The sequence below is a fragment of the Hungatella hominis genome (assembly GCF_014288005.1).
GTDB lineage: Bacteria > Bacillota > Clostridia > Lachnospirales > Lachnospiraceae > Hungatella > Hungatella effluvii.
In genome coordinates this window covers 99,216-114,539 of record NZ_JACOPB010000018.1, presented here as the reverse complement: position 1 = coordinate 114,539, position 15,324 = coordinate 99,216, and the positions used below count along the sequence as shown (strand labels likewise).

Sequence of the window (15,324 nt, the reverse complement as noted above, 5' to 3'; positions counted from 1 at the left end):
GCCGCCTCCTAAAACCGGTAGATTCCGGTTTCACCGCCCAGAATATCAAGGGCGATCCTGCATGCCCCGTATGCCGCGTCCCGAACCGCCACAGTCACCGTCACATTAGAGTATTTCTCCAGAAACCGTTCCTTAAAGAGTTCAAAATGATACGGATTTTTCACGATAGCGCTCCCCCATGCTCCGACTGTGAACTCCGGTTCCCGCCAGATTTCAAGCTTCTGCACCACCGAATCCGCCAGTTCAAAGGTCAGCTCCGCCTCGGTGCGGGTGATTTCCCCGGCATTTTCATCGCCTTCCCGCAGTGCCTTCATCACGACCGGTCCCAGTTTTAAAAAGCCGGTGTTCTCCCGTTCGATTCTCTGGCAGATGCGGATTAAATCCTTGGGCCCGCTGATTCCAAGCTCCTGATTCAACAGGTCGTAGAGCAGCGTTCGCTCTTTCCTCCCATCCAGGACGCGGCTCATGTACTCCAGCGCTTTCAGATTCAGCCATGCGCCGGAGCCCTCGTCCCCGAAGATGCAGGGAGGCCATCCGCCGCTGCGCTCCGTCCTGCCGCCGCCATTTCGCCCAAATGCGATGGAGCCGGTTCCTGAGATCACTACGACGCCCGTTCCTCCGGTCACCGCATAGAGGGCCACCTCGGCATCATTGACACACAGGGCTGGACAGGAAAATCCCGGAAGCAGCCGGTAGATCTCCTCCACCTCCTGCCGGTCCTCTTCGCTGTCAATGCCGGTGGTACCGCAGACGATCGCCCGGCAGTCCGCTTTCGCCAGCCCGGCCTGACCGATGCACCATTCCAAATTGTCCTGAATGGTGCGAACCGCCTCATTTCTGGAAAAACGGTACAGCCCCGCCGGATGCCCTTCGTACTCCGCCAGTTCCTTTCCGTCCATTCCCACCGCTTTCACGAGAAATTTTGTTCCCCCAGAGTCAATTCCTAATACGTAATCCATATCGTCACCTTATTTACCATTCCTGTATTTTGTTGGACAGAGCGCTGTATACTCGTCGTACAGGGGCGACCCATCCACGATGCCTAGATATCCCTGGACCACAGCGGCAAGGTACTGGGGAATCACCACGATTTCGAAGACTTCCGTATACATGGCTCCCGTCTTTCTGATCCTTAACGTCTTTTCGTCTGAATCCCCCTCCTCGTCGGTAATCAGGAAGGTGTATTCGGAGTACTTGCTCTGACACTCTGCCAGCCGCTTGAAACGCTCCCGTTCTCCCAGCTTTCCTGAGAGAAAGAGAAATGCTCCCGTGTGATCGTCCACCGCGAGGATCGGGCCGTGTAAATACTCCTCAAACTCATAGCTGAATGCGGGATATTTAATGGTTTCCAGAACCTTTAAGCAGCCTTCCTTTAATGCGGCCGCTCCCGTTCCATGGCCGATAAAGATGTATTTTTCAATCTCCTTAAGCTTCTCCTTATGATCGGCCGCCCATCCGGAAATGGCCTCCATATTGTACCGCATATGGGATATCCCTGCTAAAAGTCCGGCGCGGACAGCAGCGTATCTCTCTTCCCCGATGATCCCGACGGCCCTCGCCGCCTCCATGGCCATCAAGTACAGGATCATGACCGACGCCGTATAGCCCACGGTCTTCGGTCCTACCGGCTCTTCCCCGCATCCGATAATCATGTGGTGAGGGCTTCGCGCCGCGATCTCGCACGTCTCTTCCCCCGTAACCGTAATATACGGATATGCCGCCATCTCCTCCATCGCCTTTAGGGTGTTGGTCGAGGAACCGCCCTGAGACAGAAACACCAGCAGCGGCCGTTCTCCGCGGATATTATGTACGTAGGACGACGGCATGGAAATCACATCGATATCCAGCATTTCTTTCATAAAGGAGACTGCCGTTTCCTCCGCATTTAAGGAAGTGCCGCTTCCCACCAGATATAAGTGGGTCGGACTGACCTCCTTATACAGCTTTACGAAGTTATCCGTAAGCGGCAGGCTGTTCTTTAAACACGCCTCCAGGACCTCCGGCTGTGTCTTCCAGTATTCTACAATATGCGCATTGCTCTCCATAATGGGTTTCTCCTTTATTAAATAAGATTAAGATCTTTTGCTTTTCTTAACGCCAGTATTTTGTTGTTCACATCCATTTTCTGGTAGATATTTTTGACGTGGTACCGCACCGTGGCGATGGAAATATAGATCTCACCGGCGATTTCCTCGTGGGTATAGCCCTCGTCCAGCAGCTTTAAAATCTCCAGCTCCCGGTCCGTCAGCGATACCTCGCAGGCGTGAAAAAGCTTCAGCTGGCTGCTGTACCGCCTGCAGGCCTCCAGCACCTCCCGGATATAGGGGTTCTCTTCCCGTTTTAACAGCGCCTCCAGCATCAGCCTGACATGGCCCGTATTCTCGGCAAAAGGCATGATGAGATGGTCTTTCTCCGACAGCTTAAGCGCTTCTTTCAAGATCTCCCCGCCCCTGGGGCGGCTCTCTAAATAGCTCTTCGTCACAGACTCATAAATCATGAAATAAATCCGGATCAGATGGTACTGGAACGGCTTTAGGAAGGTGGAAAAGGATTCGCAGAGGGAGTCCAGTTCAATGTATTTTTTTCCCAGCAGGAGGCATTTTCCATAGACCACATAGAAAAATCCGGTTCCCTGAAAGAGGAAATTGCCCTTTTCGATATCCCCTTTCCGGATCCACTCCGGAATGCTGTCCACCCTTCCTAAGCATCCGTTAATATAGGCGCCGCACAAATCAAAGGTGGTGTTTAAAACCGGGTTGTTGGCCGCGATCACCTCGTCCTTTAACGTACTGTTCGAAAGGATCCGGTCCCTGCTGCTCCCCTGTATCAGATTCAGACGATCCAGCACCAGCTTGGAAGAAATCATGATGCCCAGCTGCTCCGCCGCCTTCGCCTTAAAATACGCCTTATAGGCGTGAAGCTCCGCCTGCTCCCATGCTCCCGTCTCCAGCGCAGCCTCGGACGCAGCCAGGGAATCGCAGCCAATTCCGCAGCCGTCGGTGGATTCCGCAAAGCTCATCCCCTGGGTGCAAAAGGCGTCCCGCACCTCCGCCACACTTCCCGGCTCCTTCACGTATCCCATCAGCATACAGGGAAGCCCGTAGGTAAATTCCGTCTCCTTGGTCACGATGCAGGAACAGCCGCCGCCGAAATATTCCGCGCCCTTTCTGGCATATTCCGCCATGACCGCAATGTCGTTAAAGGAAATCCGGCTCCGCACCATGCAAATTTCTCCCAGAACCATTTCCCGCATCTCATCCCTGCACTCAGAACCGCGGCAGTATTCCTCCAGCCGGTCGAGGCAGAGCTTTACCCGGGGAATATAGTTGCGCTTCCTGTCCATGGCACAGGCCAGCAGGTATTTTAAATAGGCGAACGGATACCGGTAGCACAGCTCCTTGCCGGCCTTTTCAAACACCTGGCGGATATTTCCGCTGCTCCAGATTCCCTTGTCGTTCTGGGTATCCTGGTTTAAAATGGAGAGAATCTCCTCCAGTTCTCCCGCCCGGTACAGGCATTCAAAGGCTTTGGAGTACTGGCCGTCGGCCAGCAGCCACTGCCCGCTCTTTCTGTAAACCTCCGTAAAATCCACCCGGTCGATCAGGGCGCGCTCGTAGATGTAGTCTCTTAATATATTTCTCAGCCGGTACGTGTGGCCGGGTTCATGAAAGACGAAAAATACACTCTTGCTGATGAGAATTTCGAAGGCGTCGTAAAGCTCCGAATTATCCAACACTGCGGCCGCCATGCGCTTCGTAAAGGATGACAGGACCGACAGCCGCCACAGAACCTCCTTTTCCGCCGGGCTTAAGTCATGGTAGAAGTTCTGTTCAATGATGTCATCGGCAGTGGCACTCTTGCCCACGGGAAGTCCCTGCTTGATTCCCTTTGCGGTGATATAAAGCATGGATTCCCATCCGTCGGTGATCTGGTAGACCCGCTCCCTTTCTTCCTCGCTCATCCGGCATTCCATGAAGTCCAGGTACTGGAACACCTCTTCCCGGTTGAATTTTAAAGATTTCTCCGTGATAGTGAAGCACAGCTGCTTCTGGTATAAATCCGCCGCATCCAGTTTTGCCAGTTCCCTGGTGATGAGCACGATATGAAGGCCGGAAAGCCGCTCCCGGACGATGGCCTTTATCAGCTCAAACACGTTGTTTTCCTCAATCGTGTGAAAATCATCGAATACGAGAATCAGATGGTTTTTATAATCATAGTCCATGAGAACGTCTAAGAGCGCGTCGGTTTTAAAGCAGTCATAGGGAAATCCGATGGCAGAAAACCGCGCCGCCAGGTCCTCATTCACCTCGTTTAAGGCATCGCACAGCCTCGCCCACAAATAGTCGGCTTCCCCCTCCGAGCCTGCCAGGGAGACCCAGACGCAGTCCGCCTCAGTGGTGTCTAAATACTCCCGCACCGCCACAGTCTTTCCATATCCCATGGGGGCGTGAACGATGGAAAGAGGATACCGCTCGATATTCTCCATTTTCACTAATATTCGTTTGCGTTCAATATATTTGGAAGCCATATCATTTCACCCGTTTCAGTTTCCAGCCCATGGCATTTAAATACCAGCAGGCATGGGGAAGCCACTGCTCCGCCCATCTCCAGTTGTCGTCACATTCCGCAGTGGGAGCCATGATAAATTCAAGCCCCTTGTCATCCGCTTCCCGCGACGTGATTCCGTTGCAGATTCCCCCCGGACTGTTCATGAAATCATACTGGTTCCGGAAGAAATACTGAATGTTGTTTCTGCCGAAGCCGTCGATCATACAGCTGTCAAAGGGATTGCATCCCATGATCCAGTCCAGCTGGTGCCCGGCAAACTTACGGAGCGCCCCCGACATTTCCCCCGCTTCCTTCTGCCAGGAAAAACGGAGTGCCGCCGCGGCCAGAGATGCGATTCTGGCATTTTCCCCCTGCCACCAGGGCGCCGCCTTCGTATCATGAGGAAAGAAGTACCGGCTGGTCTCTGTCTCCCCCATCTTCTGTGTAAATGCCGCGTATCCGAACGGTTTTCCGCTGATGGAAAGCACATGGACAAACGCCTGTGCCACCAGGTCCATCGCCTCTTTTCTCCGCATTTCATCCGGTTCCAGACTGCCGTATTTCATCATGGCAATGAGAGGAAATCCCTCATCGGAAGGATGGAAATACAGTTCTCCCTCCCTGGCCGTGAACCAGACGCCCTGCTCCATAGCGACAGCGCTGTCCTTCATCCCGCGGAAAAATCGTCTGCACACCTCTAAGTATTTCTCAGAGCCCGTAGTCTCATACAGCTCGGCTGCCGCCGCCAGGGCACAGTACTGGTCCAGGAAATTCCAGGTTCCGTCGCTGGAATACTGTTCGTTGTGCTCCGTCATATACTGAAAGGACTCTTCCGCCGCCTGCAGATACCGGCCGCAGGGATACTCCCCCGAAGCACCGTTATGCCGGGCAGCGGAGGCCAATACCGCGGCCGCCAGTCCGGCTCCGCTTCGCATACACGTCTCATAATGCTTCTCTTCAATGGTCTCTGCTAAGTAGCTTTCATCCTCCTCATGCCCGCTGAACCGGAAATACTCATAGTCCACCGAACGGCACTGTTCCTCGGAAAACGCCTCTCCCCGGTCCACCGATCGGATAAATCCGCCGCCTTCGCGGTGAAGTCTCATCGCATAATCCGCGCCCCAGTACGCCTCGTCGAGAAGCTCCTTCTTTAAGATTCTGCAGTCTCTTAACTCCTCTTTTTCCATCCGGTCCGCAATATCGAAACAGACATAGGAAGGCAGAAGGGACTGCATGGGGTTATAGACAGCCGTGTGAGACAGCTGGGTCAGATGGATTCCAAAGTCACCGGTGGCGTCATACCAGCCTCCGTGTAAATCCAGAGTCCCCTCTCTCGCCCCCGTAAACGCCACGTTCCGGTCGGCCTTCAGCCACTCACCGGAAGACCTCTCCCCTTTTAGATAAGCTCTGGATGCATTCACCATGCGAAGGTTCAGGAAATCGCCGGTGACCGTGATGATCTCCGATCGAAATGCCTTCCCATCGGCATATCCGGCAAGCCGGTACGTCCCCTCCCGTCTGACATCGGAAAAGTCCAGGACGTAGTAGCAGCCCTCCGACCAGTCCGGAATCCGTTCCGGACTGCTCACCGCCACGTGATATCGTTCCCCGTTATCCGCTTCCAGCCAGGCGCTTATCTCCGCCGCCTCCTGTTCCAGCTCCAGAACCGCTGTTTTATAATCCGTCCCGTCGAATCCAATGTGATTGACAAATACTCTCATCCAAACTCTCCTTTTTTTCACTGCCGCAGCACAGTACCAGCTTAACCTTTCACCGCTCCCGCGGTCAGCCCCTTGATAACCATTTCCTGGGACATCATATAGAGGATGAGAACCGGGATCACCGTGATAAAGATAGCCGCCATCATGGCGCCGTAATCCGTGCCGTGCATGTTGCTGACCATGGTCAGTATTACGCAGACAGGCTTCAGCTTCTGATCGGATATGTAGACCAGGGAGGTAATCAGATCATTGTAGGACCAGATAAATACCATGATCCCTACGGTAGCAAACATGGGCTTCGACAGCGGCACCGTGATGTGCTTTAAGACCTGAAACGGTCCCGCGCCGTCGATAATGGCCGCCTCATCCAGTTCGTTTGGAAGGGAGCGCATATAGGACGACAGAAGCATGATGGCGAAGCAGAGATTACCCGCCACCTGGGGGACGATAACCGCCAGGTACGTTTCCCGGATCGGAAGGCGGCTTACCGTAACGAAGTTGGGGATCATAGTTGCAAATGCCGGAACCAGAAGACAGGCTACCATGCCGGCCTCCACCACCTTTCCGACTCCCGAATCGAACCGTCCCAGACCGAATGCAGCCAGGCCTCCGAAACAGACCACTCCCGCCACCACGCCTCCGGATATCAGGAAGCTGTTAAAGAAGGAGCGGAACATGTTCACATCCGGATACGAAAAGATGGAACGGTAATTGGAAAAATCCAGGCTTTTCGGAAAGGCTACTCCATTTAACAGAATTTCTTCCGAAGGCTTAAACGAATTTTCAAATACCCACAGAATGGGAATCACGGTTATCAGAAGCCAGAAAATGAGAACCGCGTATAACAGGATACTGCTGATTTTTAGTTTTTTATTTCCCATGCCGTCTCTCCTTACTCTTCGACATCGGCCTTCAAAAGCTTCCGAAGCCCGATGGTCAGCAATACGCCGATGATGATCATCACCACCGCGATGGCGCTGGCGTATCCGCCGTTGTATTTCTCAAAAGCAGTCTGGTACATATAGGTGCTTAGCAGCTGGCTGGAATTCATGGGGCCGCCCTTGGTGATCACGTAGATGGTGTCAAATACGCGGAAACATCCGGATACGACGAGCACTACGGTGGAAACCAGCACATCTTTCAACATCGGGATCGTAATATAGAAAATCTTCTTCACCGGGGTAATGCCATCCAGCATAGCGGATTCATAGATGTCCTCCGGAATCTTGGAGATACCGGTTAAGAAAATAACGAAATAGAAGCCGATATACTGCCACAAAACAGGGATCAGGGCCAGATAGATCGCGGTCTTCGGCGTGATCCACACCTGCTTGTCATATCCCAGAAGTGTGACAAAGTAATTTAAAAGTCCGTATTCATACTTGTAAATCAGAGTGAACATCAAGCCGATCGCCGTACCGGAAATGACGATCGGGAAGAAGTAAACCGTCCGGAACAGTTTAAATCCGTGATGGGCGCTGTCCACCATGATCGCCAGCAAAAGCGCAAATCCCACCTGGAAAATCAGCACACCCGCGATCAGAATCGCCGTATTTTTAAATGCCACGGGCATGACCATGTCTGAGAATATCCGCTTATAATTGTCGAGACCAATCCATTCACTGGTAAGCGCAAAATTATACCAGGAAGAAAAGCTGTATATTACCGTCTTTATGAGTGGATAGATCAAAAACGCCATAATCAGGATCATGGCCGGCGCGATACAGATCCAAACATATTTTTTACCTTTCAGTGCCACGTTTTTTCCTCCTTGTTATGAGCACTTAGCGGGCGTCCTTTGACCGCTTACGTGCGATACATGTCATCTCCACTTAGCGAGGTCTCTCACGAGCTTAGTGGAGTGACTTGTTATGAGCACACGGAGGCTGTACCCGTTCGAGCACAACCCCCGGCTTTCATCACTGTCTTTCCCGGCCGCCTTACTGACCGGACTCATTCAGCTGTTTGGCCTGTTTGAGCACCTCCGCGCTCGTCATCTGGCCTTCGCAGACGTACTGGATTCCATTGTTTAAGGTCTCATACGCCTCATGATTCACCTGAGAGTCAAGAGCTGCATCCTGGTACTGCGCCTTCTCCAGCATGGTTACTGCGCTCTTTAAGAGTTCGCTGGAATTCTCCGGTGCGTCGCAGACGATGGCAGGGCTTCCGCCGTAGGCGATGAATCTGGCCATGGTCTCCGGTGATGTCATATATTTTAAGAATTTTAAAGTCTCTCCGCTTCTCTCATTGGCCGCTTTTGTCATATGCCATCCGGAGGAAAATCCTGCAATCGCACAGTTTTCGCCGCCTGTACCGCCCGGAAGCGTCGGCATGGAGATGATTCTCATGTCCGGATTGCCCTGAAGGCTCTCTGTACACCAGGAACCATTGATCATCATAGCCGCTTTTCCTTCTGAAAAGAGCAGTCTTACATCATCCTCTGAGATGGTGAAGGTGTCCTTCGGCAGTCCGCCTTTCTGGTAAAGCTCTGCGATGCAGTCGATGGCAATGCCCCAGCTGTCATCAAAGTAATTTCTGTGGTTTTCCTTGCCCGAAGCGCCCATAATGAAGTTTTCCGTGGTGATATACGGCATTCCAAGGGACATGGACAGCGTTACGATATCGTTCTGGGAAAATACTTCGTTTGCCTTCATGATATTTTCCCATGTGGTCGGCTCTTCCAGTCCGTACTGTTCAAACAGCGCTTTGTTATAGAACAAACCTTCATAATATCCGATGAATGGGAGCGCGTACTGCTTTCCCTGATACTGAACATTTTCCAGCGGGGACTCCTTGAAGTTTCCTGCCCATTCCGGGTCTGCCTTCAAAATGTCTCCAAAATCCACGAACAGCCCTGAGTCCTCGAAGGTCTTCGTATAAGCCTCGCCCGTATAGTAAAGAACCAAGTCCGCCGGATTGCCTGCTGCCAGATCGGCCTGAACCTTCGTCTTGAATAAATCGTTGCTTCCAGAAGTCGGTTGGGACTCGTCAACGATGGTGATGCCCGGATGGTCCTTCATGTAATCGGCACACACCTCTTTCCAGACCGGCGCGTAGGCATCGGAACCTGCGAAATATGTTACGACACGAATATCTTCTTTTACAGTCCCTTCTGAAGCATCTCCCCCGGCTGCTTCCGTCTTTGCGGAATCCTCTGCGCCCTTACCGGCTTCCGTCTTTCCCGCTTCAGTCTGCCCCGCTTCCGTCCTGCTGTCCGCCGTGCCGCCCGCACAGCCCCCCAGCAGTGCTCCGGTTACCGCCAGAGCCGTCATCAGTACCACAGCTTTTCCTGCTTTTTTCATGATTTCTTTTCCTCCATTTTCATGCGCAGCTGCGCAGTTTTTGCTATTTATATTGATTTATTGTCTGCCTTATTTATTTGGAGCTTTACCGGCTCTCCCTCACTGCGCTTTCCACAGCGATTCTTCCGTATACCAGAGCCAGCGAATGGCTCAGGCCAGGCACGGTCAGAGGATAATCCACGGCTACCCGGTTTCCCTGCACATTTCCCGCAACGTATAGACCGGGAATGATCGCTCCTTCTGTGTCGTAGCAGTGGGCCTCCTCATCACTCTGGATTCCTCCCATAGCCGCGATCATGACTGCCGGTGTAAATTTTGCTGCATAAAATGGCCCCTGTTTTACTGCAAACAGCCGGTCCTTTCTCTTTCCGTAGTCCGTGTCCTCCCCCTTCTCACAGAGACGGTTGTACTGTTCCACCGACGCAAGCGCCGTATCCGCAGGAAGACCCGTTTTCACAATCAGCTCCTCCAGCGTCTCCGCTTCCAGAAGAACGCCATCCTCCACCGCTTTCCGGACATACTTCGGTGCGATGTAGTTGTCGATAAAGCAAAGCTTATCATAAACCGTCCCGCTCTCCAGCTCCTCATCTTCCCTGACGAAGCACACAGAGCCGTGGTTCGGATACTCCTTCGGTATATAGCTTCTCCAGTTCCCGTCCACGATCTGCCACGCCGTCTTATCCGGCAGGTTCTCAATCTGGCTTCCCAACTGCTGTCCCGGCGCGTCCTCATTGACGAACCGTTTTCCACGGGTATTTAGAAGCAGGAAATCCGCTACGCCGAACACACTCCCCATATGATGAGCGCAGGGCGCGTGCGGGCTGTCCTGGAGCTTCGCCCCCGCCCAGAGCGCCATCTTATGACCGTCACCCGTGTTGGATGGCTGCCGGTCCATGTCGTAGCTGGTCCACTGCTTCGGCGTCTCCATCATTCCAGGCAGGAACCGTCTCAGCATTGCTTCATCGCTCATGTAATCTCCCGTGGCCAGAATGACCCCCTTTGAGGCGTAAGCCTTTATAAGGCCGCCTTCCCTGGTCCCGGCGATCACGCCTTTCACCCGGCCGTCACCGTTTTTCAATAGCTTTTTTACCCGTGTATTGAAGAAGGAGGTCACATATCCCGTCTTCTCCGCCAGTTCAAAATTACCGCGGCACAGGGCGATATGGGATGGACGAATCCATGCAGTCACCTGGTAGCATTTGAAATTCTCCCGGGCGTTGTCAAAACCTTCCGGGAGAGGCAGACGCCTCGGCTGTACATAGCATTTTACGCCCTTTGGGGGGACCTGATCGGTACGGTCCAGGACCGCAATATCTTCCAGCCCCTCCAGATACCAGTCGAATGCCTTTCCAGCTTCCTCCGACCAGCGTTTCAAAATATTCTGACTGGCCTTATAGGCCATGTCGTGCATCAGATTGTTGACAATCTCTGTTTTATTCAGATCATCCCGTCCCCAGCGTTTCGCCACCTTGCTGTCCATGACGGCGAAGTCTCCGGATCTGGCCTGAACGCATCTGCATTTTTCAAAGAGAAGAACCTTTTGTCCCATCTCCGCCGCCTGCCTGACGGCCGCCACTCCGGCCAGACCGCCGCCTACCACAATGATATCCGCGGACACTGTTTCGGTTATGGTTTCTTCCCTGATCCGTGGCTCTTCTCCCAGCCACGCTTCCCCTTTATATTGATTCAAGGCTGTTCACTCCGTTTCTTTTTTCTTATTATATAATGCACAATTTATATCCACAACTATCACAACTGATAGTATATTTTCACAAGAAAATAGAGGGGTATTTTGCATCCCCTCTTCATAAAAGGTCTCCCTTCCGCTTAGTTCCAGAAAACAGGAGGCTTGCTATTTTCAGCGGTTTAAAGGCTCACATCTGTCAATATAGTCAAGCAGCGCCTCACATCCTTCACAGATATCCCGGTAGGTAGAATCAAAATCTCCGGTATACCACGGGTCGTCGATATCCCTCGGATTCGGCCCAAAATCCAAAAGCCTCGAGACTTTTCTCTCCGGGTCGCTTCCCAGAATTCTCATCATGTTGGTAATGTTCCACTGCTCCATCCCGATGAGATAATCGTACTTGTCATAATCGGCCTTCGTCATCTGCACTGCCCGTTTTCCCTCTGTGGAAATACCGTACTGGCGCAGTTTGTTCCTCGTTCCGTGATGAACCGGATTGCCGATTTCCTCACGGCTGGTAGCCGCGGACGCAATGTAAAAACGGTCGGCCTGACGGCGTTTTTCTACCATGTCCTTCATGACGAACTCGGCCATGGGGGAGCGGCAGATGTTGCCGTGGCAAATAAATAGTATTTTTATCATCTTGATTATATCCCTTCATAAGCCTTCAAACCTTAATATTACGGGCTTTCCGGCGCTTTTTTCATTTCTCGCGTTTTGCCTAAAACCTACGCTAATCTTTATAAATCTACGCAAATTCACGGGCAAATGGTGTAGTAAGCAGGACATAAAAAGTCTTCGTCTGGTATAAATCTCAATCCGTCAGCTAATCGTCCATGTCTATATCTACAAAACCAAAACAAAGGCTGTTACCACTCATTTCCTATTGGGTTGTCAAAAAATAATTATACTAATTTACATATGCTGACCACCACAACTCACGACTATTCTTTTGTTGTTTTGAAGGTCAACAGTATATCCATAATTACATCTAAAAATGCTTTATTAATATCTTCTAGCAGCTCATGTGAATAATCGCTCATTATATACATACTATGTACAAGCAAACACCTCACAGAATACAATTTTTCTGTCACTCCTTCCCCTACCTTTTTGTTGTTTTCCTGAAGTAACTTTTTACATCGCTCATCAAGAATATTTTTCTCCCTTGAGGAAATTGAAACATATTCCGCAAACAGCCATTTTACTCTCTGTTTCTCTAAAATCATATTTCCGAGATTTTCCCGCTGATCAAACAAAGACTCCACGCTCTCATTTAACTGATCCACAAACGTGCAAATGCATTCATGCCCCCCGCCTTTATAATTTCTGCCCTCTCAGAATTTAGTAGATGTAATCTGCTTAACTAATACTATACCAGACTAATTATGCCTGAAATAGTTCGTAAATGTTCTTCTGCCAAAATAAAGTCCTTTTTAAAAAGTATACTTTCTGATTTTGTTCAAAATGTTCTGTTTTTTCTTCAGCTCAAACCCATTGGAATACCTCTAGACATATCAGATAATGTTTTTTAAAGTTGTCTCAACACACTATTTGTCAGCTTTGAAATAGTATACTAAGGAGATTTTATGGAGATAAAAGGTAGATTTGTAAGATATACAATTTTATGATACATAATTTCGTTCATTCCCTTCTGGTAATATTGAGTTAATAACTACTCATCCGCTTCTATTCGTCCTCTTGTAAGGCTGGATGCTGCATAGAAAAAATATTTTTCTGTCGCTCAATCTCTGCTTTCAATTGCTCTTTCGTAGGCAGATAAGTCAGGTATTTTGACATAAACAGTCGATTATTATCATGGAGTACCGAATATCTGGCAATATCTGCATCCGTTTCCGAGCACAAAAGAATTCCAATGGTAGGGTTATCTCCCTGACTGCGTTTTAAATCATCGTACATGCGCACATACATATCAATCTGTCCCACATCTTGATGGGTAATTCTACCCATTTTCAAATCAATGAGCACATAGCACTTAAGTTCAATATTGTAAAAAACGAGATCCAGATAATAATCCGCCGTTTCCGTTACAATATGTTGCTGACGAGCAACAAAAGCAAATCCTCTGCCCAGTTCCATTAGGAAATCTCTGATATGCGAAAGAATGGCCGATTCTAAATCTCCCTCTAAATAAGTATCCTCATTTTTAAAACCAAGAAATTCTGCAATTACCGGGCTTTTGATTAACTCAAACTGATTTTTCTGATATTTTGCAGTTTTCTGTTTCATTTCTTCAATTACAGCCTCTTTTTTCGGTGATTGAAGAAGTCGATAATAATACTGTGTACTGATATTGCGGTCTAAGGTTCTGGAACTCCACCCCTCGTCAACCGCCTCCTTCATATACCAATAGCGGGCGTTTTCATCCGAAACACGAAGAAGACTCCTGATATGTGTCCAGTTAAGATTGTGAACGCATGCGTTCACAATTTGTTCATCTGGGAAAAACTGATAGAATTTTATATAATAGTGTAAATTTCTTTTGGAATAATTCTTGCCAAACTCTTTTGTCAAATTCTCTGCCAAAGCAGCAATCAATCCTCTGCCGTATTCTGCTCGTTCGCTGCCGCCCTGTTCCTGCTCTACGATTCGCTTTCCTATATTCCAATATGTCAGTAACATTGCCTTACTGGAAGCATTGTATGCAGCCTCTTGTCCAGAGGAAATAATACTTTTAATATCTGTAATGACCGATTGGTATAGCGTAAGATGATTTTCCATAATGTCACCTCAGTTTCTCTTATCAATATATTTTATCTTACTTATTCCGTCATATCAAGGCACTTTCGTAAATGGTGTAGTAGTGGTGTAATAAGCGCTCGATTGCTTCATAAAAGCATTGATTTTACTGGCTTTTCCGGGACTTTTCAAGATGTTGCCGCGACAGACGAAAAGGATCTTTATATTATTATGATGTTGATTGCTCATAAACTGTTTCTCCATTTGATTTTTGTTAGATAAAGTCTACTATAAATTTGGCCAATAAACAAGCGCCTGTTTCCATTTGTTCCTTTACAGGCAGTTAATCCTCTAGTATAATTTGTACAGGCAGTTCCTACTGCTGGGTGACTTCCATCTCCGAAATGGGGTGGTATGACATGAGTACATATGAGACACTTTCTTTGATGATTGCGTTTGGAGTACTTGTTGTTATGATTATAGGTACAAAAAAATAGTCACCCGCCTACCAAAGCAATGGTGACTATTTTTTGAGTTAAAATTCTTTGGAAGCCACTCACTGGAGTGAACTGCCTTTTGTACCTTTATTATAAACCAATTTCGGTTTATCTGTCAATCATGATTTTTCAGTGCGGCACTTGCATTTTTTCATGTATATTCAAACCTATTTCAACTGAATCCTATAACCATACCCAACTACAGTTTTAATAAAATCATGCTGAACAGAATATACCTTTATTTTTTTTCTTATCTGATAAATCGTATTCTCCACCGCATGGCAGTATCCATTTGACGCTTCATGCCAAACCGCTTCATAGATTTGTTCCTTTGTAAATGCAACTTCCGGATTTGAGTATAACATATATAAAATATCAAACTCCTTTTTGGACAAGGACAGCTGTTGATTATCAACTTTCACTGTATGAGTTTTTATATCCATGTACAAATGCAACGAGACAGGCTTTATTCCCCAGAACTCCGATGAAGCCAGGCAATCCAATCTGATCTGTTCTAATAAAAGCGATAAATTATCAAATTTCAGAGTACTGCGTATTTTTCTATATAGCTGTATTTCCATGGTATTCCCATATATCTCTTTATTAAAATTCAAAATATGCGTTTCCACAGACAGGTCACGATCGTTATCGATAGTCGGACGTGTTCCTATATGGGTAATTCCATAATATACGTTACTGTCCAGCATCACCTTTGAAATATACACCCCCGCCTCCGGCAAGTCACTTTCGTTTACAACGTTCAGATTTGCCGTAGGTATACCAACCAATTTACCAATCCCGCGTCCATGGATCACAATTCCTTGTAACACAGAAACAGGGAAATGCCTCATTCTTTCCATCATATTTCC

The 15,324-nt window shown here is 49.1% G+C and carries 13 protein-coding genes; 1 reads left to right on the top strand and 12 read right to left on the bottom strand.

Annotated elements, in window-relative coordinates:
- Positions 1-8: 8 nt before the first annotated feature.
- The 11 genes from H8S75_RS26395 to H8S75_RS26345 all read right to left on the bottom strand — a co-directional run bounded on the left by H8S75_RS26395 (position 9) and on the right by H8S75_RS26345 (position 14,000).
- Positions 9-959: a BadF/BadG/BcrA/BcrD ATPase family protein gene (locus H8S75_RS26395; RefSeq protein ID WP_002602589.1), complete on the bottom strand. Its 951-nt coding sequence runs from the start codon at positions 957-959 to the stop codon at positions 9-11.
- A 9-nt stretch (positions 960-968) separates the two neighbouring features.
- Complete coding sequence (locus tag H8S75_RS26390; RefSeq protein WP_187024075.1) at positions 969-2,045, bottom strand: SIS domain-containing protein; 1,077 nt, start codon at positions 2,043-2,045, stop codon at positions 969-971.
- Between the two features lie 17 nt (positions 2,046-2,062).
- Complete coding sequence (locus H8S75_RS32855) at positions 2,063-4,528, bottom strand: helix-turn-helix transcriptional regulator (RefSeq protein ID WP_243270473.1); 2,466 nt, start codon at positions 4,526-4,528, stop codon at positions 2,063-2,065.
- A 1-nt stretch (position 4,529) separates the two neighbouring features.
- A complete protein-coding gene (locus H8S75_RS26380; protein ID WP_187024074.1) occupies positions 4,530-6,269 on the bottom strand; it encodes a glycoside hydrolase family 9 protein in 1,740 nt (579 codons plus the stop codon).
- A 41-nt stretch (positions 6,270-6,310) separates the two neighbouring features.
- Entirely contained in the window at positions 6,311-7,150 is an 840-nt protein-coding gene (locus H8S75_RS26375; protein WP_002602584.1) for a carbohydrate ABC transporter permease, read from the bottom strand.
- Positions 7,151-7,161: 11 nt separating this feature from the next.
- Positions 7,162-8,028: a carbohydrate ABC transporter permease gene (locus tag H8S75_RS26370; protein ID WP_002602583.1), complete on the bottom strand. Its 867-nt coding sequence runs from the start codon at positions 8,026-8,028 to the stop codon at positions 7,162-7,164.
- Between the two features lie 181 nt (positions 8,029-8,209).
- On the bottom strand, positions 8,210-9,571 hold the full coding sequence (locus H8S75_RS26365; RefSeq protein ID WP_187024073.1) for an ABC transporter substrate-binding protein: 1,362 nt from the start codon (positions 9,569-9,571) through the stop codon (positions 8,210-8,212).
- A gap of 85 nt (positions 9,572-9,656) precedes the next feature.
- Positions 9,657-11,261: an FAD-dependent oxidoreductase gene (locus H8S75_RS26360; RefSeq protein ID WP_187024072.1), complete on the bottom strand. Its 1,605-nt coding sequence runs from the start codon at positions 11,259-11,261 to the stop codon at positions 9,657-9,659.
- Positions 11,262-11,429: 168 nt separating this feature from the next.
- Positions 11,430-11,900, bottom strand: a complete 471-nt coding sequence (locus H8S75_RS26355; protein WP_187024071.1) for a low molecular weight protein-tyrosine-phosphatase — start codon at positions 11,898-11,900, stop codon at positions 11,430-11,432.
- Between the two features lie 302 nt (positions 11,901-12,202).
- Positions 12,203-12,487 carry a hypothetical protein gene (locus tag H8S75_RS26350; protein ID WP_187024070.1) on the bottom strand — a complete coding sequence of 95 codons (285 nt, stop codon included), beginning with the start codon at positions 12,485-12,487 and terminating at the stop codon, positions 12,203-12,205.
- A gap of 460 nt (positions 12,488-12,947) precedes the next feature.
- Entirely contained in the window at positions 12,948-14,000 is a 1,053-nt protein-coding gene (locus H8S75_RS26345) for a PDDEXK nuclease domain-containing protein (protein WP_187024069.1), read from the bottom strand.
- 362 nt (positions 14,001-14,362) lie between these two features.
- On the opposite strand from H8S75_RS26345, the gene H8S75_RS33425 reads away from it, so the two are divergent.
- The gene (locus H8S75_RS33425) at positions 14,363-14,455 is read left to right on the top strand and encodes a putative holin-like toxin (protein ID WP_349768995.1); all 93 of its coding nucleotides are present in this window, start codon (positions 14,363-14,365) and stop codon (positions 14,453-14,455) included.
- A 167-nt stretch (positions 14,456-14,622) separates the two neighbouring features.
- Here H8S75_RS33425 and H8S75_RS26340 read toward each other — a convergent pair whose 3' ends face one another.
- Positions 14,623-15,318, bottom strand: a complete 696-nt coding sequence (locus H8S75_RS26340; protein ID WP_243270471.1) for a riboflavin kinase — start codon at positions 15,316-15,318, stop codon at positions 14,623-14,625.
- Positions 15,319-15,324 lie beyond the last annotated feature (6 nt).

What these genes read in the sequence shown, in the direction of transcription:
- H8S75_RS26395 (WP_002602589.1), bottom strand. Translation starts at nt 959, where the DNA reads ATGGATTACGTATTAGGAATTGACTCTGGGGGAACAAAATTTCTCGTG.
- H8S75_RS26390 (WP_187024075.1), bottom strand. Translation starts at nt 2,045, where the DNA reads ATGGAGAGCAATGCGCATATTGTAGAATACTGGAAGACACAGCCGGAG.
- H8S75_RS32855 (WP_243270473.1), bottom strand. Translation starts at nt 4,528, where the DNA reads ATGGCTTCCAAATATATTGAACGCAAACGAATATTAGTGAAAATGGAG.
- H8S75_RS26380 (WP_187024074.1), bottom strand. Translation starts at nt 6,269, where the DNA reads ATGAGAGTATTTGTCAATCACATTGGATTCGACGGGACGGATTATAAA.
- H8S75_RS26375 (WP_002602584.1), bottom strand. Translation starts at nt 7,150, where the DNA reads ATGGGAAATAAAAAACTAAAAATCAGCAGTATCCTGTTATACGCGGTT.
- H8S75_RS26365 (WP_187024073.1), bottom strand. Translation starts at nt 9,571, where the DNA reads ATGAAAAAAGCAGGAAAAGCTGTGGTACTGATGACGGCTCTGGCGGTA.
- H8S75_RS26355 (WP_187024071.1), bottom strand. Translation starts at nt 11,900, where the DNA reads ATGATAAAAATACTATTTATTTGCCACGGCAACATCTGCCGCTCCCCC.
- H8S75_RS26350 (WP_187024070.1), bottom strand. Translation starts at nt 12,487, where the DNA reads ATGATTTTAGAGAAACAGAGAGTAAAATGGCTGTTTGCGGAATATGTT.
- H8S75_RS26345 (WP_187024069.1), bottom strand. Translation starts at nt 14,000, where the DNA reads ATGGAAAATCATCTTACGCTATACCAATCGGTCATTACAGATATTAAA.
- H8S75_RS33425 (WP_349768995.1), top strand. Translation starts at nt 14,363, where the DNA reads ATGGGGTGGTATGACATGAGTACATATGAGACACTTTCTTTGATGATT.
- H8S75_RS26340 (WP_243270471.1), bottom strand. Translation starts at nt 15,318, where the DNA reads ATGATGGAAAGAATGAGGCATTTCCCTGTTTCTGTGTTACAAGGAATT.